Annotated in this window: 12 protein-coding genes and 3 pseudogenes; 9 read left to right on the top strand and 6 right to left on the bottom strand. The window is 38.5% G+C overall.

Annotated features, from left to right (window positions below; genetic code table 11):
- Positions 1-696 precede the first annotated feature (696 nt).
- Both XEN7305_RS10360 and XEN7305_RS10355 read left to right on the top strand, forming a co-directional pair.
- On the top strand, positions 697-966 hold the full coding sequence (locus tag XEN7305_RS10360; protein ID WP_006509363.1) for a DNA-binding transcriptional regulator: 270 nt from the start codon (positions 697-699) through the stop codon (positions 964-966).
- Between the two features lie 179 nt (positions 967-1,145).
- On the top strand, positions 1,146-1,937 hold the full coding sequence (locus XEN7305_RS10355) for a hypothetical protein (RefSeq protein ID WP_006509362.1): 792 nt from the start codon (positions 1,146-1,148) through the stop codon (positions 1,935-1,937).
- Positions 1,938-2,065: 128 nt separating this feature from the next.
- Here the strand turns inward: XEN7305_RS10355 and XEN7305_RS10350 are convergent, their stop codons facing one another.
- Positions 2,066-2,368, bottom strand: coding sequence for a tetratricopeptide repeat protein (locus XEN7305_RS10350; protein WP_006509361.1), 303 nt, complete (start codon positions 2,366-2,368; stop codon positions 2,066-2,068).
- A gap of 26 nt (positions 2,369-2,394) precedes the next feature.
- Entirely contained in the window at positions 2,395-3,075 is a 681-nt protein-coding gene (locus tag XEN7305_RS10345; RefSeq protein ID WP_006509360.1) for a tetratricopeptide repeat protein, read from the bottom strand.
- Between the two features lie 182 nt (positions 3,076-3,257).
- On the opposite strand from XEN7305_RS10345, the pseudogene XEN7305_RS10340 reads away from it, so the two are divergent.
- From XEN7305_RS10340 to XEN7305_RS10325, 4 genes and pseudogenes are all read left to right on the top strand, one after another.
- Positions 3,258-3,470, top strand: a pseudogene (locus tag XEN7305_RS10340) (ATP-binding cassette domain-containing protein); the annotation flags it as partial.
- Positions 3,471-3,478: 8 nt separating this feature from the next.
- A pseudogene (locus XEN7305_RS30315) lies at positions 3,479-3,814 on the top strand (DUF6883 domain-containing protein).
- 7 nt (positions 3,815-3,821) lie between these two features.
- Positions 3,822-4,067, top strand: a complete 246-nt coding sequence (locus tag XEN7305_RS10330; RefSeq protein ID WP_006509356.1) for a DUF4926 domain-containing protein — start codon at positions 3,822-3,824, stop codon at positions 4,065-4,067.
- Positions 4,068-4,128: 61 nt separating this feature from the next.
- Complete coding sequence (locus XEN7305_RS10325) at positions 4,129-5,223, top strand: ABC transporter ATP-binding protein (RefSeq protein ID WP_006509355.1); 1,095 nt, start codon at positions 4,129-4,131, stop codon at positions 5,221-5,223.
- Positions 5,224-5,322: 99 nt separating this feature from the next.
- Here XEN7305_RS10325 and XEN7305_RS30130 read toward each other — a convergent pair whose 3' ends face one another.
- From XEN7305_RS30130 to XEN7305_RS10315, 3 genes and pseudogenes are all read right to left on the bottom strand, one after another.
- A complete protein-coding gene (locus XEN7305_RS30130) occupies positions 5,323-6,249 on the bottom strand; it encodes a WD40 repeat domain-containing protein (protein WP_304412413.1) in 927 nt (308 codons plus the stop codon).
- A gap of 3 nt (positions 6,250-6,252) precedes the next feature.
- Positions 6,253-7,005: pseudogene (locus XEN7305_RS30125) on the bottom strand (WD40 repeat domain-containing protein); the annotation flags it as partial.
- A 15-nt stretch (positions 7,006-7,020) separates the two neighbouring features.
- Positions 7,021-9,231 (bottom strand): AAA family ATPase, encoded by a 2,211-nt coding sequence (locus XEN7305_RS10315; RefSeq protein ID WP_006509353.1) that lies wholly within the window; start codon positions 9,229-9,231, stop codon positions 7,021-7,023.
- A 472-nt stretch (positions 9,232-9,703) separates the two neighbouring features.
- Between XEN7305_RS10315 and XEN7305_RS10310 the strand changes: the two genes are divergently transcribed.
- The 3 genes from XEN7305_RS10310 to XEN7305_RS10300 all read left to right on the top strand — a co-directional run bounded on the left by XEN7305_RS10310 (position 9,704) and on the right by XEN7305_RS10300 (position 13,640).
- Entirely contained in the window at positions 9,704-11,977 is a 2,274-nt protein-coding gene (locus XEN7305_RS10310; RefSeq protein WP_006509352.1) for an ATP-binding protein, read from the top strand.
- Complete coding sequence (locus XEN7305_RS10305) at positions 11,961-12,407, top strand: response regulator (RefSeq protein WP_006509351.1); 447 nt, start codon at positions 11,961-11,963, stop codon at positions 12,405-12,407. The genes XEN7305_RS10310 and XEN7305_RS10305 overlap by 17 nt, the downstream gene beginning before the upstream one ends.
- A gap of 72 nt (positions 12,408-12,479) precedes the next feature.
- Complete coding sequence (locus tag XEN7305_RS10300; protein ID WP_006509350.1) at positions 12,480-13,640, top strand: hybrid sensor histidine kinase/response regulator; 1,161 nt, start codon at positions 12,480-12,482, stop codon at positions 13,638-13,640.
- A gap of 63 nt (positions 13,641-13,703) precedes the next feature.
- Here XEN7305_RS10300 and argJ read toward each other — a convergent pair whose 3' ends face one another.
- On the bottom strand, positions 13,704-14,945 hold the full coding sequence (argJ, locus tag XEN7305_RS10295) for a bifunctional ornithine acetyltransferase/N-acetylglutamate synthase (protein WP_006509349.1): 1,242 nt from the start codon (positions 14,943-14,945) through the stop codon (positions 13,704-13,706).
- Between the last annotated feature and the right edge of the window lies 1 nt (position 14,946).

Here is a 14,946-nt window from a genome sequence, read left to right as displayed (position 1 = left end):
GGGAACGCCGACCGAGCAAGGGAATGTCTACCAAGAGACGCTCACCAAGAGAGAGGGCAGAAGGATAAAACTACTTCTAACTTATCCCTTTAGGTTGAATTCCTCCACTTCTTTAAGTGGAACAGGGCATAGTGATGAGTCTAATTCTCCCACTATGCCAGTTACCTTCTGCCTTCTGCCTTCATTCTTCTGCCTTCGTTTTAATTTTCATTAGTATCAGAAGATGAGATTGGCTCAGCGGCAAAGATTTGTTTTGTTTGTTTCATAGACTAATATGATTTTTAAATAAACTGAATTTTAGACAAGCGATTCCCTCAGAAAAAACTAAAAAATTTCATCTTAAGAAAGGCAAAACTATTTTGTATTCACCTAAGACTTAATGATTAATTAGGTGAATTGCGATCGCGGTAAATATTAGTGTTCTTGATGTTGTAATTTTGCAGACTGATAAAATTTATTCCATAGGGTTAATTTGAATTTTATATTAGTGAATCCCTTGCCCTTTAAGCATTTTGGCATCCTCTACATCTCAATCTCATCAATAGTAGATGGGCAAAAAAGCCTTTGTGGTATTGGGTTTATAGTTCGACAATATAACCAATGTTTGTGGTTCAACCGTCATTTCGTTCTTTTTTTGCTTAAGAATGATTATGGCGTTTTACCTCAAAAAAGTCAAGTTGACATTTTTTGTGTAAAATGGGAAAAAGTTATAAACAAGTCAAAAACAGCAATGCAATATTGGAAATTCTGAGAACTGAACGAACAAACTTGAATCAAAAAGAGTTTGCACAAGCTTGTAATATTCCCTTGAAAACCTATCAACGTTGGATATCTGGGGAAACGATAGGACGTCCTACTTTACTCCAACTTAAAGCTTTATGTTCAACTTTGAGAATTGAAAAAGTTCGAGATCTTCCAGATGATTTCGCAGCAACAAAATCAAAATCAGAAAAAAACAATGAGTAATCTGACAATTACAAGCTTAATACCGTTTGGTTAGTCACTCAAGTTATTTTGTCCGCCCCCTAAATCCCCCAATCCTGGGGGACTTTTACAAGTTTGGCTCCCCCAAATTTGGGGGCTGGGGGGCTTAACCGAACAGTATTGACTACCAACCAACTAAGAATCCTAAAAAATAGTTTTTTATGACAAACTCCAACTCAACACTAGTCGGTTCTCCTCCTGACCCCTACTATCATCCTTTACCGCCCTCAGTAGAAGATCTCTTAACATATGAATATGAGCTTTTTGATGAAGGTAAATATCTAACCTATGAATGGGCAACTAGAGAAATCAAAGAACATCTACTTAATTGGGTGCGTGTCGGACTAGTAGCTGAAAAAGTTCGTTATTACAAGCTTTGGAAAGGTAAATTTTCGAGCTGGCAAGAATATTGCGAAAAAGCAATAGGTAAAGCCAAATGGCAAATCAGCAAACTCATTCGAGCAGCCAGAGCAGTTATTTATCTTGCCGAAGCGGGCTTTGAAACCCTTCCTAATTGTGAAGCTCAAGCCAGCAAACTACTAAAAACTGCTCCCCAGGAAACAGACTTAATTGAATCTTGGCGTAAAGTTCTTGAGGAAGTGCCCAAGCATCTGATTAGTGCCAATGCCATTGGTAGGGTTTTTGGCGAGGAACCCAAGAAAAAACGGATGAACATCAACTCAGATTTATACCAAAGGTTAAAACAAAAAGCCCTGGAGTTGGAAATTTCGGTTGAACAGCTGATCGAAGAATGGCTTGATGAAGACGAAATCATTGAATCAGAAACTGCAAGTGAATTCTTAAGCGAGGAATCATCTGAGGAAGATCAGAATATGCCAGTCACAAAAAAAATGATGGCAAGATGGCAAGCTGATTTAGAAGCCATAGTTCGTGAATATGACTTTCAAGATTGGTTAACTTTGATCTGGTTTAAATTCTTAGTGCCTGTTTAATTCACTAACCGAACTGTCGCTAATAAACCGGTGTTAGCGACAAACAAAATTAATTTTATAAGTTAATATGCCAAATATAGATTTGAATTCCGACCCCGAAGCGCAGATTACAAGGCTCAAGGAACAATCTAAATCATTACTTGAATCAACTGTCCACGAGTAATTGATCTTTCTTTCAACCGTTTATAATTTTCTCTAACTATTTGAGTATTAGGATGATCTTTCCCTAATGCTTTTTCGACAATCTCCAAAGCTTGTAGATAGAGATGTTCTGCTTCTGTATATTTTCTTTGCTTTTGGTATAATCCTGCCAGACCATTTAGACTGTTTGCTACATCAGGATGTTTCTCTCCTAAATGCTTTTTTCCTATCTCTAAAGCCTGTAGATAGAGATGTTCTGCTTCTGCATATTTTCCTTGTCTCTGGTACAAGAATGCCAGATTATGTAGACTGTTTGCTACATTATAGGATGTTCTTCTGCTAATAGCTTTTTTCTAATCTCTAAAGCTTGTTGAAAAGGTTCAACTGCTAAATTATATTTACCTCCAAATTGATATGCTGTACCAAGATTATCTAAACCATCGCTTAGAAGAATTTCATCTATTGGTTCTTGCTTTTTAATCAAATAAATAGCCTTTAGGGATATTTCTGCCATCTCCTGATGCTTTCCATTCCATTGCAAATATTCTCCAAGAGTATTTAGATATTTAGGATTATTTGGATCAAGCTCTACAGCTCTTTCTACTGCTTTTTGAGCTTCTTCTAATTGAAGTTGAGAAAATAAAACTTTTCCTTCAAGAACCTTGGCTTCTGCTGCTCTCTTAATAGGTTCATCATTAACTATTTGACTATACTCTTGAATTTTGTCTAAATAGAGCTTATTATCTTCGTTCTCTTCCGCTTCCTCTGCTTCCGCTAATATTCGTTTGGCAGTAGCACTGAGACTTCTATCCCGCTCAAGCTCTTTTAGCTTTCTTTTTGCCTCCTCACCTTGTTTTATAGCTTCTGCATAAACCTCTGGTGAGACTCCAATGTTTATAGTGTTTTGAGTATAATCACCTTCAATATTCTCATTGTAATTACCCTGTTTAATAGAAATACTTTTATTTTGCTTATCTAATTTATTTTCATCGTTCATTATAAAAGCAATTTAATAAATGATTTTCTTGCACTTCTTATTATAAGAAAATTCCTACATCAAAAATATAAAACAGACTAAAATAACATAAGTAAAATAGGTGACTTTTATATTTTGTTCGTGTTATTCAGTAAGTTTAGGATTTAGGATGCAGTTTATATTTAACTTAAGATAGCAAGCACTTGAGAACTCATAAATGGCAAAAGTTAGTTTACAAGGAATTAATTACCCGCAAATTTGACAATGTCACTGCGATTGAAAATATTACCTTTCCCGTCGAGGATCATGAGTTTTTAGTTTTGGTTGGGCCTTCGGGTTGTGGGAAATCGACTATTTTACGGGCGATCGCGGGACTGGAATCGATTACTAGCGGCGAATTATATATTGGCGATCGCTTTAATCAATGAAGTTACCAAATAATAATCAAGCTATTTTAGGCGACAAGCTAGAACGCTATTGTCTAAACAATCAACACATTCAAGGAAAACATAAAGCATTGCTTTTTCAAAAAAGACTGGGAATTACTTCGGAAAATAAAGAGATATTAGAATAAGCCTTGTTACAAGCAATTAAAGAGCAAGATGCAGTAATCTATAAACAAGACCGTTATGGTGTTCATTATGATATTAAATTTTTATTGTCTACTGAAGCAGGAAGTTCTCTAATTTTGAGTTCTTGGATTATTCGTCAAAATGAAACTTTTCCCAGATTGACAAACGCTTATCCAGTTAACAAATGAGGCAATTATGAATCAAATTAAAGAATACGATTTAGTTGCAATAGATCAAAATATTTCTGCAATTCATAAAGAAACGAAGCAACCAATATTACTTAGAAAAGGACAAGTCGGAACAGTAATCATGGATTACGATGGAAAAGCATTTTTAATCGATTTTGCTGACGAAAAAGGAATAACCTATGCAATGGAAACTGTCTCAGTCAAACATTTAATTCATTTACTCTATACTCCCGTCGCGCTTCAAGCATCTTAGCTTTTTCCCTAAAAATAGTCTTTTTAGATTATTATAGTTGCCTAAAAGTTCTTATAAATAAATGGCAAAAGTTAGTTTACAAGGAATTACCCGCAAATTTGACAATGTCACTGCGATTGAAAATATTACCTTTACCGTCGAGGATCATGAGTTCTTAGTTTTAGTCGGGCCTTCGGGCTGCGGAAAATCAACTATTTTACGGGCGATCGCGGGACTGGAATCGATTACTAGCGGCGAATTATATATTGGCGATCGCCTAGTTAATGATATCCCGGCTCGTCAGCGTGACATTGCGATGGTATTCCAAAACTATGCCCTTTATCCTCATATGAGTGTGGCGGAAAACTTAGCTTTTGGCCTCAAAATGCGGGGAGAAAAGTCAACTCAGATCAACCGAAGAGTTCAAGAGGTCGCTCATTCGCTGAATATTGAGCATTTACTAAAACGTAAGCCGAAACAATTATCGGGGGGACAACAACAACGAGTTGCCTTGGGTCGTGCAATCGCGCGGCAACCCCAGGTCTTTTTATTAGATGAACCACTGTCTAACTTGGATGCTCAATTGCGAGATGATACCAGAGCCGAATTAAAGCAACTCCACGATCGCTTTCGGATTACAACGATTTATGTGACCCATGATCAAGTGGAAGCTATGACTTTAGCCGATCGCATTGTGGTGTTGCAAGATGGGGTGATTCAACAAATTGCCACGCCGCAGGAGATTTATGCTCATCCTGCCAATCGGATGGTGGCGAGTTTTCTGGGTAGTCCACCGATGAATATTTTTCCTGTGATTTATCGTGATGGAAATTTTATAATAAATCATCAATTTATACCTATTTCCGATGCGGTCAGACGAAGGTTGCAACTACCTCAAGGAGCAAGTTTAGAGTTAGGAATTCGTCCTGAAAATATTACGATTATTACGAATACAGAAATAACTGAAGACATTGTAACTTTAGCTGTAGAGATAGATTTAGTTGAACCTTTGGGTAAGGAAATTTTAATTAGGGGTAAATTTCCAGATTCTCATATTTCGATTAATTTATTTGCTCCTGCTAATTGGCAAGGTCAGAAAGGCGATCGCTTGACGATCAAGTTAGATGAGCAACAGTTTTTTCTTTTTGATCACAATGGCAGGGTTATTGCTGATTGATTTCGGCTTTTAACGCGGCTAAGATGATTTCTTATCTCGCGTTTATCCTCGAATGGGGACAAAGACGCAAAGGCGCAAAGGAAGAAGCAAAGAAAAAATTTAATTAATTTGGGTTTCTAAGGCGGCTAAATCTACATTTTTGGGATCTAATTTGTCTGCTTGGCGGAATTTTTTGATTGCTAGTTTGGCATCTCCTAATTCTGAGGCGATCGCTAATCCTTGTTTGACTAAAAATTGTGCTTTTTCACTGTCTGACCAGCGACCATATTTGAGACAAGTGTTTGCTGCTCCTGGTGCAGATTCTATTGCGTCAGAGGCTAAAGCAGGATGTAATCTTATTCTTTCACATCCGATTTCTATCCAATCCTGCCAATTGGTTCCTTGCCATAATTTCACCGTTTTATCATGGCTTCCACTAACAATATACTGACCATCAGGACTGAATGCTGCAGATAAAACTATATCTTGGTGAGTGTCAAAGGAATGGAGAAGGGATTTCTCCTCTACTGACCATAACTTGATCGTTTTATCAAGACCACCACTAACAATATACTGACCGTCAAGGCTAAATTTTACTGATAGAATCGCAGACTGATGACCAATAAAGGAATGAAGAAGGGATTGATGCTTTACTGACCATAACTTCACTGCATTATCTTTACCACCGCTGACAATATACTGGCCATTGGGGCTAAAATCTACAGAATAAACAAAATCTTGATGAGCATTGTTAATAGAATAAAGTCGAGATTGATGCTCTACTGACCATAAATTAATATTTTTACCTCTACCTCCACTAACGATATATTGACCATTGGGACTAAATTTCACGGACATAACTTCAGATTGATGAGCATTGTTAAAAGAATGAAGCAGGGATTGATTCTCCACTGACCATAACTTCACTGTATTGTCTCCACCACCGCTAACAACATACTTACCATCAGAGCTAAAATCTACAGAGTAGACAATATCTTGATGAGCGTTAAAGGACTGAATTAAATATTGCTCTTGTAATGACCACAACTTAATATTTTTATCTCTACTACCGCTAACAATATATTTACCATCGGGACTAAAATCCACAGATGTGACCGAATCGTCATGAGCGAGAAAGGAATGAAGCAGAGATTGATTCTCCACTGACCATAACTTAATCTTTTTACTTCTACCTCCACTAACAAAATATTTGCCATCAGGACTAAATTTTACCGATAAAACTTCAGATTGATGAGCATTAAAGGAATGAAGCAGAGACTGATTCTCTATTGACCATAACTTCACATTACTATCTCGGCTGCCAGTAATAAGATACTTTCCATCAAAGCTAAGGTCTAATGACATAATTTCAGATTGATGAGCATTGAAGGAATGAAGCAGGGATTGATTCTCCACTGACCATAACTTTACTGTTTTATCTGCCCCGCCACTAACAATATACTGACCATTGGGACTAAATTTTACCGATAAAACTTCAGATTGATGAGCGTTAAAAGAATGAAGTAAGGATTGGTCCTCTAATGACCATAACTTTATTGTTTTATCAAAACTCCCACTAACTAGATACTGACCATCAGGGCTAAAATCTACAGATACGACATTATCTTGATGTGCATTAAAGGTATGCACTATAGATTGTTCTTCTACTGACCATAGCCTAATAGTATCATCTAAACTGCCGCTAACGAAATACTTGCTATCAGGGCTAAAATCTACAGATACGACATTATCTTGATGTCCATTAAAGGTATTAATTAAAGACTTATTCTTTACATTCCATAACTTAACAGTTTTGTCTCAACTGGCACTAATTAGATACTTACCATCGGGGCTAAAATTCACGGATACTATCTTATCTTTATGACCATTAAAATTATGAACTAGAGATTTTTCCTCTACTGACCATAATTTGATCGTTTTATCTCCTCCCGCACTAACAATATACTTGCCATCAGCGCTAAACCTTACTACATAACAAGCATAATCTTTATGACCATTAAAATTATGAACTAGAGATTGCTCCTCTAATGACCATAATTTGATCATTTTGTCTGCGCTACAAGTAACAATGTGCTGACCATCGGGACTGAAGGCAACAGACCAAACTGAATTGTTGTGATCGTTAAATGCAGATTTTTCCCTACTATCTTCTACTGCTTGATACAGAACCGATTGAACCTCAAGTAATAGCTTATTTATTGTATTAAAAGATCTTTGATTGAATTTTTGATTATCACCAACTAAATCAATAGATTCCAACAAATACTCTATCCCATTCTTAACAGAAAGCTGAACTTTAATTTCGGCGGCTCGCTGTTTCAATTGTGATTCTTGGCTAACGAAGTAAGAAATAATTCCTAAAAAACTTGCTGCTATGCCAAAAGATCCTGCCACTATTGACCAAATTCGTAATTTTATATTAGCCTCTTTTTGTTCTTTTGCTCTCTTTTGGGCTTCTATTCTTATTTTTCTATCAGCTACTGCTATTTTTTTTGCTGCTTCTAACTCTTTTTGAATTCTTTGCTCTCGCCACTCAACACTCGCATCAATAAAACCATTAACTAATTCCCCCAAACCACCCAACACAATATCAAAAGTCCCATCCTTCCTTAACTCGATCGCCTTCTCTAATTTAGAACCAGTCCATAATTCCTCATTCGCCCGTTCCTGATTTTCTCCCCTCAAACCTTGCCAACGAGCTGCATCCTCCGCCAAACGATTATTCAAAGAAATCGTACTCCGCGCATCGCTAATCCAATCCTTAAGTTCCGCCCAAGAAGTCAATAAAGCTTCATGGGCAATCTCCACCGTTGCCTGTTTCTCCTGCCTCAGCTCATCACTTACCAACAAACTTTGATCCACCAAAAGCTGAACCGTCTCCGCTTGAATATCCGTAAACTCCGACTTATATGCCCTGCGACTAACCGCCGTTCTTAGATCTTCTGATTTCTCTGAAATAACCACATCAACTAATCTCAGCAAAATTTGTTTAGTCGCTAACTGCTGCTCTGGAGAAAATTCCTGATAAATCTGATTGACATGTTTTTGTAATGCACCACTCACCCCACCCAATTGACGATAAGTCTCGCTCTTTAACACTCTTTCGCTAAGATCGCTCTCTTGCCAAAGCAAATTCAGAGTATATTGCAACAAAGGCAAAGAACCAGCTTGCCCCTGAACATCTTTGATAATTTCCTCCACTAAACCCGATTCAAAAACCACACCATGTTTTGCTGCGGGTTCCGCGATCGCTTGTCGCAACTCCTCAGTTTGCAGATCCGCCACCAAGCTAATATTTTTCTCAGCAATTTCAGAAAATTTAGGATAAGCCCCCAACTCTTCCAAAAAATCCGATCGCATTGCCAAAACAAGCTTCACCGATTGCTTCTTATCCTGTACCAGCTCCACAATCCCTTGAATAAAATTGCGTCTAGTTTCGATGTTCGAGCAACTAGTAAATAATTCCTCAAACTGATCAATAAAAATCAACCATTGAGCATCTTTGCTTTTGAGAAGCTTAAAAGTTTTGCCTAAAGTATTACTGCCACCCTCTAGAACAAACTCCACTTCCGACTCGTCAAAGACATCTGCTTCGGGATCTAACAAACTGCGATGAAAAGAAACAAAAGGATTTCGGTTAGGAGTAAACAAACAAGTTTGAGATGTCGATAAATCTTCCATCTGAGGAATTACCCCAGCCCTGACCACAGAGGATTTGCCACTTCCGGACGCCCCTAAAACCAAAACCAAATTACTCTGATTTACTGCTTGAATGATCTTACTTGTCAGTCGCGATCGCCCAAAAAATAGCTCCTTATCCTTGGCATTAAATCTTTTCAATCCTTTGTACGGCGATCGCGCAACAAAATTGCGCTGCAAAATTACTTCTCTATTTTGATAGTAATTTCCTTCTATCTTCTCGTTGTAATTACCACCATAGAGATTAATATTTGTGATGTTATTTTCTCTAGATTCTGCTGGAGAATCCTTATCTTGGTTTTTTGACATCGCTAATGCAGTTAAAGCGAGCTATTCATTACATCTTAGGACAACTCAGGTAAAATGAATATTTTTTTATGTTTCGTGCGTGTTCTTAGGTAAGTCTGGGATTTAGGATGCGGTTTATTCTTAACTGAAGATAGCAAGCACTAAGGATTCAGATGACGAAAATATACTTTAAATAAAATCCTAAAATCTTAACCCAAAAAGTAAATAAAGATGAACAAAAGAAACAGTATATGTTCATTGATTAAGAATCAAATAATATATTTTTGCTAGTAACCATAGATAAGCTACAAACAGTTATTCTTTCTAATAGTTGGGTATTTGAATAATTATTTTTTTCGTAGAGAATAAAAGGAAATGAGTATTAATACTCTTTGAATAAGTCCATCCATACAATAAACAAAATAATAAATAAAGACCAGACTATTACTTACTTACCTATTACTTAATTACTTTTATAAAAGGGGATTAAACTGTGAACACAATCAACACAGCATTAGATAATGCAGATTTACTAGCTTTTGAAAGAAAACCAATTCATAATTCAGGTAAAATCCAACCCTATGGAGTAGTTTTGGTGCTCCAAGAGCCAGATCTAAAAATCCTGCAAGTTAGCACCAATTCCTATGCAGTATTTGGAATTTCTCCAGAGGAAATGCTGGAAAAAAGCTTGGAGGATATCCTCGATCCCTTTCAAATAGAAAAACTCGAAATGGGATTGCAACAAGATAACCTAGACTTCATCAACCCCACCAAGATTTGGGCAAGAAAGCATGGTGATGATTACGTTATTTTCGATGGCGTATTTCACCGCAACACTGAAGGTAATCTGATTCTAGAGCTGGAACCCGCTACTTCTCAAGAAAATATTCCCTTTTTGAGCTTTTATCATCTTGCTAGAGCGTCTATCAATCAATTACAGGAAACCTCAAGATTACGAGATTTCTGCCAAATAATTGTCCAAGAGGTACGCAAAGTCACAGGATTTGATCGCGTCATGCTATACAAGTTCGATGAAGACAATCATGGAGCAGTCATCGCCGAAGAAAAATTAGATCACCTAGAATCCTATCTAGACTTACATTATCCCGCCTCAGATATTCCCAAACAGGCTAGAAAATTATTTAGTTCCAATTGGATCAGAATCATCCCCGATACAAAGGCTGAACCAGTAGCACTATATCCCCTCAACAATCCCATAAGCGATCGCCCGCTAGATCTCACCAATTCAATTCTCAGGAGCCCCTCTGCTTGTCATTTAGAATATCTGCATAATATGGGAGTTGGCGCTTCCCTAACCATTTCCCTAATTGAAGATGGTAAACTCTGGGGACTGATTGCCTGTCACCATTTAACCCCAAAATATGTTTCCTACGAATTGCGTAAAGCCTGCGAATTCTTAGGTCGAGTTATTTTTTCTGAAATTTCTAATCGAGAAGAAACCGAAGATTATGATTATCGGATGAAACTGAACTATTTCGGTTCCCAGCTAGTCGATGATATGTCTCAATCTGACGATTTTGTCAGTGGGTTGATTAAACATGACACCAATCTTCTCAACTTGACTAGTGCCAGAGGTGCCGCAGTCTGTTATAACGGCAATTGGACATTGCTCGGGGAAACTCCTGCCGAAGAAGAGCTGAATTTTTTGGTTAAATGGCTGTATCAAAATATTGACGAAGAAGTCTTTACTACTGATTCTCTGGCGAAAATTTATCCCGATGCCGATCAATACAAAAATACTGCTAGTGGCTTAGTTGCGATGGCGATTTCCCGTAGAAACTATGTCCTATGGTTTCGACCAGAGGTGATTCAAACTGTCAATTGGGGGGGAGATCCTCACAATGCCTATCAAGCAGATCATTCTCAGGGTAATCTCAAAATGTCACCCCGTAAGTCCTTTGAGTTGTGGAAAGAAACCGTGCGGCTGACATCTTTACCTTGGAAACAGGTTGAAGTAAACGCAGTTAAGGAGTTAAGAAAAGCGATCGTCAATATAGTACTCCGCAAGGCAGACGAACTCGCGCTATTAACTAATGACCTTCAGCGTTCCAATGCCGAATTGAAAAGATTTGCCTATGTTGCTTCCCATGATCTCCAAGAGCCCTTGAACCATGTTTCTAATTATGTACAGTTGCTGGAAATGCGCTATGGCGAGCGCTTGGATGAAGATGCCAAGGATTTCATCGGTTTTGCTGTCGAAGGTGTCACCTTGATGCAGACCTTGATTGATGATGTGTTGGCCTACTCAAAAGTAGATTCTCAAGTTAGTCAGTTCGAATTGACCGAGGTTAGAACTCCCCTGGAACAAGCTCTGACTAATTTACAAAGGCGAATCAGCGAAAGCCAGGCGGTAATTACGATCCAAGATAATTTACCAACAATTATGGCGGATCAAACTCAGCTGATGCAACTGTTCCAGAACCTACTCTCCAATGCGATTAAATTCCGCAGCTCCGCAGTTCCCGAGATCGAAATTAAAGCCGAAAGACAGGAATATGAATGGCTATTTTCCGTTAAGGACAATGCGATCGGTATAGATCCTCAATTCTGCGAGCGCATTTTTATAATTTTCCAACGTCTTCATACGCGAGACGAATATCCAGGCACGGGGATGGGTTTAGCCATTTGCAAAAAAATTATCGAATGTCATCGTGGCAGAATATGGGTAGAGTCGGAGCTAGGAAAAGGCTCAACATTCTACTTTACGATACCCGTAGGAGGGCGCGAGCGTGACCGTAGAAACTGATGAACAGCCCAAGATCATCTTTTTAGTAGAAGACAATAAGGCTGATATTCGTTTAATCGAAGAAGCGTTAAAGAATAGTTCTATTTTCTATAAGTTAGTGACAGTGAGAAACGGCGTAGATGCAATGTTTTATCTGCGTCGAGAGGAGTCTTATGCAGATGCTTTACGTCCAGATTTAGTTATTTTAGATTTAAATCTCCCAAAAAAGGATGGTCGAGAAGTATTAGAAGAGATCAAAACTGATCCTCAGCTCAAGCGCATTCCTGTGATCATCCTCACGACTTCTAGTAATGAAGATGATATTCATCAGAGTTACGAGCTCAATGCCAATTGTTATATCACCAAATCTCGTAATCTTAGCCAGCTGTTTGCGATCGTTAAGCGGATCGAAGAATTTTGGTTGGCTACGGTTACTTTGCCTTCTAAATAACAATTTTTTAGATATAAAAGGTTATTCATATGGTAACTCCAATGTAAGTAGGATATTAAATTAAAGACGGTTATGGCAAAAAACTCAGTTGAAATTTTGCTGATTGAAGACGATCCTGCTGAAGCCAGACTTTTAAAAGAAGTTCTCAAGAGTTTCAATTTACAATCATTCAGTCTGGTTCATGTCAATCGATTACAAGCTGCCCTAGAAAAACTAAAATGCGATTATTTTGACGTAATTTTATTGGATTTGACCCTTCCTGATAGTCAAGGGCTATCATCTGTTGAAACTATAGTTGATCAGGCTCCTAATTTACCAATTGTCGTTTTAACTAATACCAATGACGATAATTTGGCTATTGAGGCCGTACGCCGAGGAGCCCAGGATTATCTAATTAAACGCAAAATAAATGTTGAGGTTTTAGTGCGTTCGATTAAATACGCGATCGAACGTCAGCGGGCTTCAGAAATATTGCGAGAAGCTAATGAAAGCTTAGTAAATCAAATACAAACCAAAACTGATGAATTAATCAAGGTTAGGGAAATAGATCGCTTAAAATCTGGATTGTTTTCCATGTTTTCCCATGATTTTCGCAATCCTTTGACTACTGTGCTTGCTTGTGCCGAATTACTGCAAAAAAAAAGTCATCTCTTAACTGAAGAAAAAAAAGTTCATCTGTTTGATTTGCTGCGTGGAGCGAGTAAAAATATGTCTCAGCTCTTGGATGAAGTTCTCTTGGTTGGCCGAGCAGATTCTGGAACTTCAAAGTGCAATTTGGTAAACCTGGATTTAACTTCTTTATGCCGTCAAATAGTTGATGAACTACAAATAATTGCTGATAAAAAGCAGATAGAAATTATTTTTATTAGTCAAAACACATTGCCTGAATCTAGTTGGGATGAAAGTTTACTCAGACATATTCTCAGCAATTTATTATCAAATGCCATTAAATATTCTCTAGATAATAGTCAAATTAAATTCGAATTAATAGCGGAAGACAAACAAGTCGTTTTTCGCATCCAAGATTGGGGAATTGGCATTCCTCAAGCAGATATTCCCCACCTTTTTGAGCCTTTCCATCGTGCCAATAATGTTGAACGTATACCTGGCACTGGCTTGGGATTAGCCATTGTCAAGAATTGCGTCGAAACCCATCGAGGTTATATAAATCTCGAAAGTGAAGTCGGGTTAGGATCAATTGTGACTGTGACCATTCCCTTCACCTTCTCATAGCGATCGCCAAAAATTAACTGACAACTGATAACTGATAACTGTTCACTGATAATTGATAACTGATTAAGTTGTGTATTCGGCATTAATCTCTACATATTTATAGGTCAGATCACAACCCCAAGCTGTACTTTGCCCAGAGCCACTACCAACAATTAAAGAGATCAAAACGGTGTCACCTTTCAAGTATTCTCCTGCGGCTGCTTGCTTGAGATAATTACTCGCCGCATCGCGATCAAATTCTAGGGGTTGACCATTGTCCATCAAGCAAATACCACCTAATTGAATACTCAATTCATCTTGATGAAATTTTACGCCAGCTCTCCCTGCTGCCCCAGCAATCCGGCCCCAATTGGGGTCTCGCCCGAAAATAGCAGATTTGACCAAAGAAGAGCCGGCAACTGTTTTAGCAATTTGAGCGGCTGCCTGCTCATTCGTCGCACCCGACACTTGCACTTCAATTAAACAAGTGGCTCCTTCCCCATCACGGGCGATCGCTTTAGCTAAGTACTGACAAACTTCAGTTAGCATTGCCTCTAGTTTTTCGGCATTCTTGCCCATTTCTCGAATTGCCGTAGTGCGAGATTGTCCATTAGTTAGCGCAATCACCGAGTCGTTGGTGCTGGTGTCTCCATCTACCGTAATTTGATTAAAACTTTTATTGACAGCTCGCGCCAGCATTTCTTGCCATAAATTAGTCGCCACCGCAGCATCGCAGGTAATAAAGGCCAGCATAGTCGCCATATTAGGATGAATCATCCCTGAACCTTTGGCAATGCCACCAATTCTGACAGGACGACCTTCAATATCAGTTTCTAGAGCAATTTCTTTGGTCACTAAATCCGTAGTAACGATCGCCTCGGCTGCATCCTTGCCACCATCAACGCTCGCCGCAGCAACTAATTTAGGAATGCCTTGACGCAAAGCATCCATTTTGATGCGCTGCCCAATCACCCCCGTCGAAGCGAGGAGAATCGCCTGGGGCGAAATATTTAACTGTTTGGCCAATAATTCTGCAGATTCCTTGGCATCTTGCCAACCTAACTCTCCTGTACAGGCATTGGCTTGTCCTGAGTTACAGAGAATAGCTCTGGCACTAGCATTCTTTTGTAGCTGTTTGCGGCAGTAGTCTACACAAGCAGCACGAACTTGGGATAGAGTGAATACTCCCGCAGCGATCGCATCTGTTTCCGATAGAATTAAGGTTAAATCCTTGGAGCCAGAAGCTTTTAATCCCGCAGTAATTCCTGCTGCTTGATATCCTTTAGGAGCAGTAATGCCCCCATCTACTAATTGCCAATCTGTCATA

This window comes from Xenococcus sp. PCC 7305 (genome assembly GCF_000332055.1).
Lineage (GTDB): Bacteria > Cyanobacteriota > Cyanobacteriia > Cyanobacteriales > Xenococcaceae > Xenococcus.
The sequence above is the reverse complement of the archived record's forward strand: the minus strand, read 5'-3'. Positions and strand labels throughout refer to the sequence as shown.

Coding starts and splice junctions, on each gene's coding strand:
- XEN7305_RS10360 (WP_006509363.1), top strand. CDS start 697: ATGGGAAAAAGTTATAAACAAGTCAAAAACAGCAATGCAATATTGGAA.
- XEN7305_RS10355 (WP_006509362.1), top strand. CDS start 1,146: ATGACAAACTCCAACTCAACACTAGTCGGTTCTCCTCCTGACCCCTAC.
- XEN7305_RS10345 (WP_006509360.1), bottom strand. CDS start 3,075: ATGAACGATGAAAATAAATTAGATAAGCAAAATAAAAGTATTTCTATT.
- XEN7305_RS10330 (WP_006509356.1), top strand. CDS start 3,822: ATGAATCAAATTAAAGAATACGATTTAGTTGCAATAGATCAAAATATT.
- XEN7305_RS10325 (WP_006509355.1), top strand. CDS start 4,129: ATGGCAAAAGTTAGTTTACAAGGAATTACCCGCAAATTTGACAATGTC.
- XEN7305_RS10315 (WP_006509353.1), bottom strand. CDS start 9,231: ATGTCAAAAAACCAAGATAAGGATTCTCCAGCAGAATCTAGAGAAAAT.
- XEN7305_RS10300 (WP_006509350.1), top strand. CDS start 12,480: ATGGCAAAAAACTCAGTTGAAATTTTGCTGATTGAAGACGATCCTGCT.
- argJ (WP_006509349.1), bottom strand. CDS start 14,945: ATGACAGATTGGCAATTAGTAGATGGGGGCATTACTGCTCCTAAAGGA.